Source organism: Staphylococcus piscifermentans (assembly GCF_900186985.1).
Taxonomy (GTDB): domain Bacteria; phylum Bacillota; class Bacilli; order Staphylococcales; family Staphylococcaceae; genus Staphylococcus; species Staphylococcus piscifermentans.
Window position 1 is genome coordinate 826,378 of record NZ_LT906447.1, and the last position, 14,248, is coordinate 840,625.

Below are 14,248 nucleotides of genomic sequence, written 5' to 3' on the forward strand. Positions count from 1 at the left end.
GCCAAATTTCAGGGATTTCCTGGGATTTGGTTATTTTTTACTCTAAAAGTTAAAATTATATATAAATAATAATGAAAATATAGGGTATTACGAAGGAAGAGGGGGGAATAATGATGACAAATCATGACGAAAACAAAGTAAATGAGGAAGAAGTACAAGATGTTTCAGAAATGGTAGATGAAGGCGGCTTAGGCGCAGATACCTATTATAAAATTAATGAATTTCAAAAAGACGGAGGTTCTGTCGAAGTTGGTCTAGATCAATTTAAACTTAGAGTAAGTGAATATAATGATTTAGATTTAGTCAATTCATTAATCGCTCATGCAGACGCTAATCATAATGAAACAGAATTTGATGATGCTATTAATGTTTTAAAACAAGAAATTTTAGGCAGATTACATGATAAATAAAATGAAAGCTGGGGCATTATTTTCGTCTCAGCTTTTTTAATGAATCCTTCTTTCAACCACTCAATACGCCACTTAATTATTCTGAAGAGTTAGTTTTTCAGCACATTATTATAAAAAGAGTAAAAAGTAATTATTAATTGGTTTAATATATCAACTTTTGAGCAAATATATAAGTATGGGACTTAACATTTAAGAGTAAAAGTACTAGAATTAGAAATAAGACTATTTTTTTAATTGCGTGGGGCAAAAAGGATTTAGTCTTCAAATATTTACGGATAATATAAAAAAGAAGAGGTTATTAAATAGCGTTGGATTTTCAGAGTAATTCAGCTTTGGAGAAAGTGCTATAAAATGACATGTCAGGTTATCAGTTAATTAATTTAGCAAGTTGTAGTATGACTGCTTATGTATTACATAAATTGAGCTGCTTCAAGCTTTATAAATGAATTGATCGAACCTTTTTCAGAATGATACTAACCCTCATCAATAGAATCAAACTGAAGCATGTCCAATTGTATAGAACTTAAACGCATTTATCAGACCTCAGAATATAGGGGTGATTATATGCAAGAACATCTTGTCATCACTTTAGATGGAAAAGACTATCTTGTGGAACCAGGAACAAATCTTCTTGCTTTCATTAAGTCGCAAGAAACATTTGTACCGTCAATCTGTTATAACGAATCACTAGGACCGATTCAAACTTGTGATACTTGTGCAGTAGAAATTGACGGAAAAATCGAGCGCGCATGTGGTACAACAATTGATCGTCCAATGGTTGTCAACACAACAAACAGCGATGTTAAAGCCAGCCAAAAAGAAGCTTTAGACCGTATCTTAGAAAAACACATTTTGTATTGTACAGTTTGTGACTATAACAACGGTGACTGTGACATCCATAACACAATGGATGAATGGGGTATTGAGGAACAATCATACGAATACAAACCCAAGCCTTACGAAAAAGACTTTGGACCATTTTATCGTTATGACCCTAACCAATGTATCCTTTGCGGACGTTGTGTAGAAGTTTGTCAAGACGTTCAAGTTAATGAAACTTTATCTATTGACTGGGAACGTGAACAACCAAGAGTTATCTGGGATAACGATGTACCAATCAATGAATCATCATGTGTTAACTGTGGTCAATGTGCAACAGTTTGTCCATGTAACGCTATGATGGAAAATAAAATGGTTGGTAATGCCGGTTATATGACTGACATCGAACCTGGATCTTTAGCAGACATGATTGAATTGACTAAAGAAGCAGAACCAGGTTACGGCCTATTAATGGGCGTATCAAACGGCGAATCTGCAATGCGTAACGAATATATGTCTAAAACGAAAACAGTATGTACGTACTGTGGTGTGGGATGTACTTTTGATGTTTGGACTAAAGGTCGCGAAATCCTTAAAGTTCAACCTCAACACGATTCACCTGCTAACCGAGTTTCAACTTGTATCAAAGGTAAATTCGGTTGGGACTTCGTCAACTCTGAAGAGCGTTTAACAAGACCGCTTGTTCGTAAAGGTGACGAATTCGTAGAAGTAGAATGGGATGAAGCATTAAATGTTATCAGCGACAATTTCCGTCGTATTAAAGAGGAAAAAGGCGCAGATGCATTATCATTCATCGCATCTTCTAAAGGTACTATTGAAGAATCATATTTAATGCAAAAACTTGCTCGACAAGTTATTGGTACTAACAACGTAGATAACTGTTCACGTTATTGCCAAGCACCAGCAACAAAAGGTTTATTCAGAACAGTAGGTCACGGCGGTGACTCAGGTTCAAGTGATGACCTTATGCATTCAGACATGGTGGTCTTGGTAGGTACTAACACAGCGGAAGCGCATCCAGTTATCGCTTCTAAAATTAAACGCGGACACAAATTATACGGTAATAAACTTGTAGTATTTGATATCCGCCGTCATGAAATGGCAGAACGTGCTGACTATTTCTACCAACCTAAACCAGGTACTGACTTAGCATGGATGTCAGCAGTAACTAAATACATCATTGATAATGATATGCACGATAAAGCCTTTATTGATGAATGGGTTGACTATTTCGATGATTACTACAAATCATTAGCACCATTCACTATGGAATTTGCTGAAGAAACTACAGGTATTCCAAAAGAAGATCTTATTGAATTTGCACATAATGTTGTGGCAGCAGAAGGCGTAAGTATCTGTTGGGCAATGGGTGTAACACAACAAGACATCGGTAGTGACACAAGTACAGCAATTTCTAACTTATTGCTTGTTACAGGTAACTACAGAAAACCTGGTTGCGGTGCTTATCCATTACGTGGACACAACAACGTACAAGGTTGTAGTGATGCTGGTAGTATGCCGGATAAATTCCCAGGTTACCAAGGTGTTGAAGATGACGAAGTACGTGTGAAATTTGAAAAAGCTTACGGCGTAGCATTACCACCTAAAGCAGGTCGTGACAACCATCAAATGATGGAAGGTATTCATAACGACGAAATTTCTGCAATGTACATTTACGGTGAAGATACTGGTATCGTTGATGCTAATATCAACTTCGTACAATCCGCTTTAGAAAAAGTTGATTTCTTAGTGGTACAAGATGCGTTCCTAACACAAACAGCACGTTTTGCGAACGTTGTATTACCTGCAAGTCCTTCACTTGAAAAAGAAGGTACATTTGCGAATACAGAACGTCGTATCCAACGTCTATATCAAGTTATGGAACCACTTGGCGAATCTAAACCTGACTGGCAAATCATGCAAATGATTGCAAATAAAATGGGCTTTGACTGGAACTATTCACATCCAAGTGAAATCATGGATGAAATGGCCAGCTTAACACCAACATTTGCTGGTGTAACTTATGAAAGACTTGAAGGTTTCAAATCATTACAATGGCCAGTTGCTCCAGATGGTACAGATGAACCAATCTTGTATCTTGGAGGATTCAATTTCCCTAATAAACGTGCGAAATTGTATCCATTAACATTTGATAACTTCTTCAAACAAGATGAAGAGTATGACTTGCATGTTAATAATGGTCGTTTATTAGAACACTTCCACGAAGGTAATATGACTTACCACGTTCCTGGTATTAAATACAAAGTACCTAACGTTTATGTGGAAATTTCTCCAGAACTTGCAGAACACCGCGGTGTTCACGAAGGTGGCGAAGTTAAATTAGTTTCATCTACAGGTGAAGTTAAATTAATGGTTCACGTTACTGACCGTGTTAAAGGTAATGAAATCTATATTCCATTGAACAACGATGCGGAACAAGATGGTACATTGGGTGCAGTCAACATGTTGACTAACAGTGATGTAGATAAAGATACAGATACACCATCTTACAAACGTACAGCTTGCCGTATGGAAGTGATTACACGCCGAGGCAGATCACCATTGAATCCTGCCAACTTCCGTGTAGATACAGAACGTAATCCGCAATACAGTGTTCAAGTTCAGAAAAAATGGGCACGTCCAGACTACGTGTTCCCAGGAAATCAGGTGAGACACGATGGCTGAAAACATTAGAAAAATTAAACGAATGGAAATCCCGCCAGAAAAGCAAAAAGCAGATGATCTTGCAGAAGTAACAGATGCTATTGCTGAAAATAAAGACGTGATTATCAAAGCAATCCGTTTAATGAAAGTGTTGGATGATGCTAAAATTTTAGATGCATCTATCGGTGCTGTAGAAAGCCGCGGATTTATTACTGGTAAATTTACGAAAGAGCTTAGAAAAGAACAATACACTGGCGTATTAAATAACTTGGCTCCATTAGTATTTATGATCGGTAAATTGAATGTTCCTAACTTGGAAGATATGTTAATAAAAGTTAACAAAGGATTGGAAAATGCTAATCAAGCAAGTCCAAATCAACGTACAACAGTTGGCAGCTTAGTCGGATTGTTAAAAGACGAAGATGCTAACAGAAGTATTACTTACTTCTTAAATATCTTAAAAGGTATGTCACGTGACGAAGAATAATCCGTAACCTTTTCAGGAAGCAAAGGCTGGAACATTAATTTGTTCCAGCCTTTGTTTATTCTAATCAATCTAGTCGGAGCGAGAAGATGAAATAATTTTAATCCATGTTATTTCTGTCTCCGCTCCTTATACATAGTATGCTAAAATTTAGGAATGAAGTAATTTAAATAAAGACATAATTTGCAGAAAGAAGGTGGAGATGATTAACCCGAATCTGTTAAAGGGATTAGCTATTGTATCCAATATATTTGTAGTACTAGGTTTTATCTTATTAATTATGATGAAGCTTGTCTTAGCGATTACCATGTTCGCGATTGCTATTACTATCAGCTTGATGATGTTTAATGTTTTATTTCGCGACAGAACAGGAATGAAAATAGTTGTAAATATATCATTTGTGATTGTAATCGGAGTGATTATACTAGCATACTTCTTGCTAAAATAAATAAATTTGAGAGGTACAAGGCATGAGTCGTACATTTAAGAAAAGGTTTTTAATCATTTTGATAAGTGTGATTATAGCTGTATTTGCCATACTGATGATTGTTAATGAAACGAATTTATTCAAACATGATCAGACACATACCTTTGATGAGGCTGTTCAAGCGCAAACTGGTGAAGGCATGTTGAATACCAAGGAAGATGATGGACGTTTTGTCAACGCATCTAAAGAAGATGTACGTCGTGCAATGACTATTAAAAAGCACAATCATAATATTAATTATATGGATATATCAGAAAAGGTACCGATGGATAAAAAAGAAGTCAACCAAATCTTAAAGGGCAAAGGCATCTTTGAAAATAAAGGAGCGACTTTTTTAAAAGCGCAAGATCGATATGGAGTTAATGTGCTTTACCTAATTAGCCATGCTCTGATAGAAACAGGGAACGGCCAATCAGGTTTAGCTAAAGGTATACCTTATAAAGGCAAACATTATTATAACTTCTATGGTATTGGGGCTTTTGACGAAAATGCATTGAAACATGGACACAGTTATGCGAAACAGCAAAAATGGACTTCTCCAGAAAAAGCCATATTGGGGGGCGCTTCATTTGTACGAAAAGAATACTTTGATAAAGAGCAACTGTCTCTTTATCAAATGCGTTGGAATCCCAAAAACCCTGGCCAACATCAATATGCGAGTGACATTGGCTGGGATACTAAAATAGCAAGTGCGATGGACCATTATTACCAAAAATACGGAATTAAAAAGGATCATATTCGTAAAAATTATTATAAGCAATAACTTTAAAAGAGGGTAGCTCCCTCTTTTTTTGTGAATATAGTATTGATAGCAAAAAGAGGGAATATGATAAAATAAAGATAACGCAAAAATGAGGTGTTGAGATATGAAAATAGCAATCGTAGGCGGCGGAATAGGTGGCTTAACAGCTGCTGCGCTCCTTCATGAAAACGACAATGAGATACATGTATTTGAACAGCATGCCAAGGTAGAAGAAGTAGGTGCTGGGATTGGTATCGGGGGAAATGTATTAGACAAGCTGGGAAATCATGATTTAGCTAAAGGTATCAAAAATGCAGGGCAAGTTATTAATGAATTAGAGTTTTTAGATGATCATGGTAACGTTTTAAATAAGGCTTTATTAAAAAAAGGGACAGTCAATTTAACGCTTCCGCGTCAGACGCTGCTTGATATTATTAAATCATATGTTCCTGCAGAAGCTATTCATACAGATAGTAAAATTACGCGTATCGAACAAAACAGCTCTAAGGTGACATTAACAGCAGAAAATGGTTCGCAAGCAGATTTTGATTTGTGTATTGGAGCAGATGGATTGCATTCTATTATCCGTCAACAATTGGATCCTAAATCTACAGTCAACTACCAAGGATACACAGTATTCAGAGGAATGGTAGAAGATGTACGTTTATCAGATCCTCATACTGCTAAAGAATATTGGGGACCTAAAGGGCGCATCGGAATTGTTCCTATGTTGAATAATCAAGCCTATTGGTTTATTTCGGTAAATGCTAAACAAGGAGACCCTAAATTTAATGATTTCACTAAGCCGTATATTCAAGCTTATTATAATCATTATCCAAATGAGGTACGCCGTATCTTTGATCAAACGAGTGAAACTGGAATATTGCATCATGATATCTTTGATTTAACACCATTAAAAACCTTCGTCTATGGGCGTACATTATTATTAGGTGATGCAGCACATGCTACTACACCAAATTTAGGACAAGGCGCTGGCCAAGCCATGGAAGATGCTATCGTTTTAGCAAATTGCTTAAAAGCATACGATTTCAGAGAAGCCTTAGCAAGATATGATCAATTACGTGTGAAACACACAACCAAGGTGATTAAGAAATCAAGAAAAATCGGCAAACAAGCACAAATGTCTAATAGTTTAATGATAGGTTTAAGAAATACTATTATGAAACGTCTGCCATCTAAATTATTGAGCAACCAAGTGAAATTTATTTATAAAACAAAAGAACAATAATCTGAGGAAGCGGAACAGTAAATAAGGGTTAGGACATCGATTGTCCTAACCCTTATTAATGCTTAAAAAATTGTCGCTTATTTTTCAACATCATTTACAATATATTTTGGTGCTTGATCTTCTTTAAGCACAGCTACCGTATTATCTGCCACAATTTTAGCCATTCCATCACGCGCTTCAAATGTAGCATTTCCGATATGCGGTGTAATCACGACGTTATCTAATGATTTCAAATCATCATTAATTTCAGGTTCGAATTCATAAACGTCTAATGCTGCGCCTTCAATATCTTTATTCTTTAAAGCGTCTGCAAGCGCTTGTTCATTAACAATAGGACCTCTGGCTGCATTGATCAGATAAGCTGTATCTTTCATTTTCTTGAATTGTTCTGTATCGAACATATGATGCAGTTCTGGTTTATAAGCTGCATTAATCGTAATGAAATCAGCTTTCTCTAACATCGTATCTAAATCAACGTACTTAACGCCTAAATTACGTTCTTTATCTTCTTTACGATGAGGACCTGTATAGAGAACGTCCATATCGAATGCTTTAGCACGTTTAGCTACTGCTGAACCGATAGCGCCTAGTCCGACGATACCGATTGTTTTGCCAGAAACTTCGCGTCCTCTGAAGAATAAAGGTGCCCAACCATCAAAACCTTTTGTACGAGACAACTGGTCTCCTTCTGGAATACGACGTGCTACAGCAAGCACAAGTGCAAATGTTAATTCTGCAGTAGAGCGTGTTGAAACTTCAGGAGTATTCGTTACATATATTCCTTTTTCTTTCGCAAAATCAATATCGACGTTATTAAAACCAGCACCATAGTTGGCAATAATTTTAAGGTTCTTTCCGCTTTCAATAACTGCTTTGTCTACGTTAGTAGAAAGAATACTGATTAATGCATCGGCATCTTCTACACGTTCTTTCAACGTATCTTGATCCACTACTCCTGGACCGTCATACATATCTACTTCAATTTGGTGTTTCTCTAAGATGTCCAATCCAACTTGAGGGATAGGACCTGCAATAAATACCTTTGTCATTCAAACCACTCCTTTTCCGACTTCTTATCTCAAGTATATTAAAAGGACGGAAAAGACACAAAGAATACACAAGATATTTCGCGAGACCATTACGAAATCAGTTTGAGACCGACTGCTGAAACAACTATGAGGCCAATGCAGATAATGCGCCAAATGTTTTTAGATTCATTATAAAAAATCATACTGATTAAAGTGCCGCCGCCAGTACCAATACCTGTCCAAATAGCATACGCAGTCCCCATGGGTATATCTTTCATCGCCAAGGAAAGAATACTGAAACTGAAAATAAAAGCGATACCTAAGTATAAGATAAAGATTTTTCTGCCAGTACGGTTGAGCTCGTTCAACAATATGACGCCAATAATCTCGAAGCAACCGGCAATTAATAAATATATCCAAGCCATCAGGAAGTCCCCTCACTTTCTTCATTATCTGTTGAAAGTTTCAATCCTAAAATGCCGATTAGCAATAAGATGAGCAGAAAGAGTTTTGTAAAGCTGAATGGATCTCCATAAACGGCCATATCTAAAATTACTGTTCCAACCGTTCCGATGCCCACAAAGATGGCATAAGCGGTTCCGACCGGTAAAGTTTTGCATGCTGAAATTACCAGTGCAAAGCTTAAAGCAATCATTATTAATGTGACACCCCAACTGAGAATGGAGTCGGCATTTTTTATACAATTGACCCAGATAATTTCGACGATGCCAGCTAAAATAACTTTTACCCAGCGCACATTTCTCCCTCCTCAATTTAAAATTTACAAGCACTTTATATTCTCTCAAATTTATATGCAACTTACAATATTTGAGTTTCTATTCAGATAGCGACTGCCAATTTAAAAAGATAAGCCGGGACATCATTATGTCCCGGCCTCTTAGCTCAATTATTATTTGAAAAACGGAATAGATAGCGGAATTAAATAGTCTTCGCCATTGTATGCTTTGACTGCTGCAATAATAGTAAAAATAAAAGATAGAATAGCTATAATAACCATTGTAATAAATCCAACTAGTACAATCATCAGAACTAAAGAAATGACAGTCCAAATAGCATAAGAAATCGCTGAATTGAAATAATTTTTACCTGCTCTGTTTACAAACTCAGATTCAGAACCCTTAAGCAACCAAATGATTAAAGGACCGATAATGGAAGTAAAGAAACTTAAGATATAAATCATACTGGCAAAGAGACGTTCATCTTGTGTAGGAAACTGTTCATATTTTTCAACTTCATCATAAACAGGTTTAAATTCTGGATTAGTGGTCATAGCAATGAACCTCCTATATCAACTTGTTATATTAAATATATCAATAATGATACGGGAAAGAAATCTAATTTCAATACTTTTGATAAATATGTGAGTTAAAAATACAGAGTCAAGAGGATTGTTGAAGTTAAATGAAAGGACAATTTATTAGTTTTCAAAAAGACCTTCTAGACAACAAAATTATATTTTATTATTTGCTTAGTCATGTTACGATACCTATAACATATTATTTATACAGCGACAGAAAACTGTTGTGGCAATGAGGTAAACGCTTACAAAGAATTTCATTTCGGAAACAACAGTTTCTAAATTTTAAGTATAGGCTATATAAATATGTACATATGTTTCACTTCTATTTGAGGGACCGTTTATATCTTTATCTTCGGTAATAAAGCATATAACGGTCTCTTCTACTCATAATAATTTATAGGAAGAAGGTTGAGTTATGAAAATTGCAATTGTAGGTTCAGGGAATGGGGCAGTAACAGCAGCTGTAGATATGACCCACCAAGGTAATGAGGTTAAACTCTATTGTCGTAATGCCTCAATCGAAAAATTCGATAAAGCAATCGAACAAGGTGGCTTTCACTTTCATAATGAAGGCGAAGAAAGCTTTGTCAACTTTACACAAGTCAGTGATGATATCGAGGAAGTAATTTCTGATGCTGAAATTATTCAAGTCATCATCCCATCTACATTCATTGAATATTATGCACGCATTATGGCGCCTTTCATTAATGAAAATCAGATTATTTTCTTTAACATGGCCGCTGCTATGGGCTCTGCTCGTTTTATCAATGTATTAGAAGATGAACACCTGGAAGTACGTCCTCATTTTGCTGAAGTGAACTCTTTAACATATGGGACACGCGTAGATTTCGACAACGCAGTCGTAGATTTATCTTTGAATGTTAGAAAACTATACTTTAGTTCATTTTACCAAGATCAATTAAGTGACGACTTCGAAAAGGTTGAAACAATTTATCCATGTATCGTCAAAGAAGAAAATTTATGGAAAACTAATCTTGAAAATGGAAACCCTGAAGTACATCCTGGACCGACTTTATTAAATGTTGGACGTATTGATTATTCAGGTGATTTCTCATTGTATAAAGAAGGAATTACTAAACATACTGTACGTCTATTGCACGCAGTTGAATTAGAAAGATTGTCTTTAGGACGTCGTTTAGGCTTCGAATTACAAACTGCTAAGGAAGCACGTATTCAACGCGGATACTTAGAACGTAATGATGAAGATGAACCTTTAAATCGATTATTTAATGAAAGTCCAGTCTTCTCGCAAATTCCAGGTCCTAATAAAGTTAAGAACCGTTATTTGACAGAAGATATTGCGTATGGATTAGTACTTTGGTCAAGTTTAGGGCGTGAAATAGGGGTCGAAACGCCTAATATTGATGCAATTATCGTCATTGCTTCAACTATCTTAGAACGTGATTTCTTTGAAGAAGGTTTGACAATTGATGAATTAGGACGTGAAAAAATCGGATTAGATTAAAAATAAACAGGGGGGAATGGATATGAAGCGAAAACCAACTTTATTAGAAGCGGCTTCTACTATCATTGTAATGATGATTCTGGTAATTGTAGGATTTGTAGTCTTTGGTATTCCAGTACAACCGCTTCTCATCTTATCAGCTGCCTATGCAGCCGTCATCGCATGGCGAGTAGGCTTGCGTTGGAAAGACTTAGAAGAAGGCATTACTGAAAGATTAGGGACAGCTATGCCTACCATTTATATTATTTTATGTGTAGGGATTATCGTAGGAACATGGATGTATTCCGGTACTGTACCGGCTTTAATCTATTATGGATTAAAATTATTGAATCCGAATTACTTCTTAGTTTCAGCATTTATTATTTCCGCTATTACATCAATGGCAACAGGGACAGCATGGGGATCTGCTTCTACAGCAGGGATTGCATTAATTGCGATTGCCCATCAATTAAATATTGATGCAGGGATGGCAGCTGGTGCAATCATTGCTGGGGCAGTATTCGGAGACAAATTATCACCGTTATCAGATACAACAAACTTAGCGGCTATGGTAACTAACGTCAATATTTTCTCGCATATCAAAGCGATGCTCTGGACCACGATACCTGCTTCATTAGTAGGGATTGTAGTGTGGTTCTTTGCAGGAATGAGTCATAAATCAGGTGCAGATAAAAGTCAAATCAATGCTTTGTTACATCAAATTGAAGGCGTTTATCACTTGAATTTGAGTGTTTGGATTCCAGCTATCGTGATTATCACTTGTCTATTGTTCCGCTTCTCTACTGTGCCGGCGATGTTAGTATCAAGCGTTGCAGCGATACTTGTGGGCGCATTTAACCATCATTTCAAACTTGCTGACGGCTTTAAAGCAGCATTTGATGGGTTTAAACCAGATATGATTACCCATAATATTCATCTAAATGAAAAAGCATCTACATTACTCGCACAAGGCGGTATGATGAGCATGACACAAGTTATTGTGACGATTTTCTGTGGTTATGCTTTTGCTGGTATAGTTGAAAAGTCAGGTTGTTTAACTGTTATGTTAGATACCATCAAAGATAAAGTGAGATCACCAGGTACTTTAATCTTAGTTACAATTGTTTCTGGTTTAATTATGGTATTGGCTGCTGGCGTTGCTTCCGTAGTAATTATCGTAGTAGGGATGCTGCTTTATGATATGTATGATGAAATGCACTTATCAAGAACTAATCTTTCACGAACACTTGAAGATTCAGGTACAATGATTATTCCATTAATTCCGTGGGGAACTTCCGGCATTTATTATACGCAACAATTAGGAGTAGATGTTTATTCTTACTTCATTTGGACAGTACCATGTTACTTATGTATCGTATTTGCTTTATTCTATGCCTTTACGGGCTGGACAATCAAAAAAGTGAAATCTCCAGAAGAAACACATTATACGCAGCATGGCTAAGATAATTTAATATCTTCCAATATCAACACTTACATGATCAAGAAATTTGATGGTGTAAGTGTTTTTTATTTTAAAAGAAATTCAGGAAATAGAGTTAAATGGGTGTGTACAAATAAAATTTTAGGAAGCGGGTATAACTTAATAATGGTGGTAATACAATTGGAGTTATCAAAGAAGGATTAATTGCATTTACAAATCATTATTTTTTAAATAAAATTACTGATTATGTTTAGTCGTCAGTTGACACGGATATAATTATAGTATGAATGAGGTGATTCCATGTTATATGTAGTAATACTTGTAGCGATATTACTATTGTGTCTAGGAATTCATCGATACTTCAATTTAGATAATTTAACTTTAAAATATCCTTCTATTATCTATTTAGTTATCAGCTTTATATTGTACTTTGTAGCGATTTTGCAATATAGAGTTGATTCTAATATGTCGGAATTTTTAGCACACGAAACACTTGTGACAACGATATTTGGATTATTGATATTTTGGACTTTATCTCAAATGAATAAAACAAAAGATACTGTCGTTTATACTATCATAATCGTTCTTGCTTCAATTGGAGCAGTACTGACTAATAGCCCGCAATTCGGCTTAAATGCTACTATGGAAATGCTAATCGTACGTTTAGTACTGACAACAGCATTGGCTATAGGACTAGGTGGATATGTATTATACAGACAGTTGAAGAAACCTGTTTCTGAAAGCTTTCCATTACTCTATATCCTAGCATTTGCTTATTGGATAATGGTAGCCTTTTGGATGTAAAACAACTTATCAGACAAGTATATGAATGAAATAAATAAAGCCGACAGCTTAGTATCTTGAACTAAACTGCCGGCTATTATTGTGTCTATAAAAAAACCGGCTGACACATCAATTATCAACCGGTAAAATATTAATATTTGAAATTAGTGAATGTAGTTGTAACCAGCTGCTTGGCTAGCTGAGATAGTACGTGAAGTTACAACACCAGGACCATAACCGTAGTTCATTTCAGAAACGCGGATTGAACCATTGCTGTTTACACCTTCAACGTAAGCTACGTGGCCATAAGCACCTTGGCTAGTTTGCATGATAGCTCCTGCTGCAGGACTGTTGTTTACTGTGTAACCAGCTGCTGCTGCTGCGTTAGCCCAGTTATTAGCGTTGCCCCAAGTTGAACCTACTTTACCGCCTGAACGATCAAATGCGTAGTAAGTACATTGACCAGAAGTATAGTAGTTAGCACCACTTGAAGCACGGTTAGCCATTGTGCTGTAGTTTGAAGATTGTTTAGGTGCTGAAGTTGTAGTTACATGAACATTGTTATCTGATGTTGAGTAAGTAGCACCCATTCCGCCAGTACGTGGTGTAGAACCTGCATTATTATTATTATAGCTAGTGTAATTGCTGTAATTGTTGTTAGCTGTGTTGTAGTTGCTGTAATTGTTGTAGTTATTGTTGCTAGTGTAGCTGCTAGCATTGTTATTGCTGTAACCATTGTTGTATTTAGCATAAGTTGAGTAGTTATTGTTGTAACGGTTGTCTTGGTTCCAGTTACCTTTCCAAGTGTAGTGGTAGTTACCTTGTTGGTCGATTGTATATGAGTAGCTGTATGAGTAAGGATCGTTAGGGTTGTATCCATTATTATTTTCAGCTGCATCTGCATCGTGATGAGATAAAGTTAAAGCTGCGATTCCAGTTCCTAAAGTAGCGATTGTAGTTGTAGCGATTTTATTCATAATTAAATATCCTCCTAAAGATAAATAAGCTAATTGTTTTAATTTTAGTATTAAATCTCGTGTCTATATTTACATTACTTTAAATTACTTAATTGCGTTTTTTTTACTTCTCTTAACGACAAGACTTACTTTACCAAAAAATTTTGGGTTTGTGTGCGTTGTTATCATTTTGTAATTTAGTTCTAATAATTAAATACTTGCATGTAATAACCATCTATTTCGTGGTTGTTGGCTTAAATACTGATGTTATAGCGTTTTTGACAATATTAATCGTATGTAAATATCGATTATGTTACAACGTTGTAATTTAACAGAAAAATTAAAAATATTGATTTTGCCTTTTTTAATAGTGGTTAA

At 35.8% G+C, this 14,248-nt stretch carries 14 protein-coding genes; 9 read left to right on the forward strand and 5 right to left on the reverse strand.

Annotated elements, in window-relative coordinates; all coding sequences use genetic code 11:
- Window positions 1-110: 110 nt before the first annotated feature.
- The 6 genes from CKV71_RS03465 to CKV71_RS03490 all read left to right on the forward strand — a co-directional run bounded on the left by CKV71_RS03465 (window position 111) and on the right by CKV71_RS03490 (window position 6,876).
- Window positions 111-410 (forward strand): hypothetical protein, encoded by a 300-nt coding sequence (locus CKV71_RS03465; protein WP_231917544.1) that lies wholly within the window; start codon window positions 111-113, stop codon window positions 408-410.
- Window positions 411-974: 564 nt separating this feature from the next.
- Window positions 975-3,935 (forward strand): formate dehydrogenase subunit alpha, encoded by a 2,961-nt coding sequence (gene fdhF, locus CKV71_RS03470; RefSeq protein WP_095103898.1) that lies wholly within the window; start codon window positions 975-977, stop codon window positions 3,933-3,935.
- A complete protein-coding gene (locus CKV71_RS03475; RefSeq protein WP_095103900.1) occupies window positions 3,928-4,401 on the forward strand; it encodes a helical membrane plugin domain-containing protein in 474 nt (157 codons plus the stop codon). Before fdhF ends, CKV71_RS03475 begins: the two co-directional genes overlap by 8 nt.
- 199 nt (window positions 4,402-4,600) lie before the next feature.
- On the forward strand, window positions 4,601-4,846 hold the full coding sequence (locus CKV71_RS03480; RefSeq protein ID WP_167376362.1) for a hypothetical protein: 246 nt from the start codon (window positions 4,601-4,603) through the stop codon (window positions 4,844-4,846).
- 22 nt (window positions 4,847-4,868) lie between these two features.
- On the forward strand, window positions 4,869-5,648 hold the full coding sequence (locus CKV71_RS03485) for an N-acetylglucosaminidase (protein WP_095103904.1): 780 nt from the start codon (window positions 4,869-4,871) through the stop codon (window positions 5,646-5,648).
- Window positions 5,649-5,751: 103 nt separating this feature from the next.
- Entirely contained in the window at window positions 5,752-6,876 is a 1,125-nt protein-coding gene (locus CKV71_RS03490) for an FAD-dependent monooxygenase (protein WP_095103906.1), read from the forward strand.
- 77 nt (window positions 6,877-6,953) lie between these two features.
- Here the strand turns inward: CKV71_RS03490 and CKV71_RS03495 are convergent, their stop codons facing one another.
- The 4 genes from CKV71_RS03495 to CKV71_RS03510 all read right to left on the reverse strand — a co-directional run bounded on the left by CKV71_RS03495 (window position 6,954) and on the right by CKV71_RS03510 (window position 9,195).
- A complete protein-coding gene (locus CKV71_RS03495) occupies window positions 6,954-7,925 on the reverse strand; it encodes a 2-hydroxyacid dehydrogenase family protein (protein ID WP_095103908.1) in 972 nt (323 codons plus the stop codon).
- A gap of 89 nt (window positions 7,926-8,014) precedes the next feature.
- Window positions 8,015-8,329, reverse strand: a complete 315-nt coding sequence (locus tag CKV71_RS03500; RefSeq protein ID WP_095103910.1) for a DMT family transporter — start codon at window positions 8,327-8,329, stop codon at window positions 8,015-8,017.
- Window positions 8,329-8,661: a DMT family transporter gene (locus CKV71_RS03505; protein ID WP_095103912.1), complete on the reverse strand. Its 333-nt coding sequence runs from the start codon at window positions 8,659-8,661 to the stop codon at window positions 8,329-8,331. Before CKV71_RS03505 ends, CKV71_RS03500 begins: the two co-directional genes overlap by 1 nt.
- Window positions 8,662-8,814: 153 nt before the next feature.
- Window positions 8,815-9,195, reverse strand: a complete 381-nt coding sequence (locus CKV71_RS03510) for a DUF4870 domain-containing protein (RefSeq protein WP_095103914.1) — start codon at window positions 9,193-9,195, stop codon at window positions 8,815-8,817.
- A 445-nt stretch (window positions 9,196-9,640) separates the two neighbouring features.
- Here CKV71_RS03510 and CKV71_RS03515 point away from each other — a divergent pair, with 445 nt between their 5' ends.
- The 3 genes from CKV71_RS03515 (at window position 9,641) to CKV71_RS03525 (ending at window position 12,935) form a co-directional block, all read left to right on the forward strand.
- Window positions 9,641-10,711 carry an NAD/NADP-dependent octopine/nopaline dehydrogenase family protein gene (locus CKV71_RS03515; RefSeq protein WP_095103916.1) on the forward strand — a complete coding sequence of 357 codons (1,071 nt, stop codon included), beginning with the start codon at window positions 9,641-9,643 and terminating at the stop codon, window positions 10,709-10,711.
- A 22-nt stretch (window positions 10,712-10,733) separates the two neighbouring features.
- A complete protein-coding gene (nhaC, locus tag CKV71_RS03520) occupies window positions 10,734-12,152 on the forward strand; it encodes a Na+/H+ antiporter NhaC (protein ID WP_095103918.1) in 1,419 nt (472 codons plus the stop codon).
- 279 nt (window positions 12,153-12,431) lie between these two features.
- Window positions 12,432-12,935, forward strand: a complete 504-nt coding sequence (locus CKV71_RS03525; protein WP_095103920.1) for a hypothetical protein — start codon at window positions 12,432-12,434, stop codon at window positions 12,933-12,935.
- Window positions 12,936-13,078: 143 nt separating this feature from the next.
- Here the strand turns inward: CKV71_RS03525 and CKV71_RS03530 are convergent, their stop codons facing one another.
- A complete protein-coding gene (locus CKV71_RS03530; protein ID WP_095103922.1) occupies window positions 13,079-13,891 on the reverse strand; it encodes a CHAP domain-containing protein in 813 nt (270 codons plus the stop codon).
- Between the last annotated feature and the right edge of the window lie 357 nt (window positions 13,892-14,248).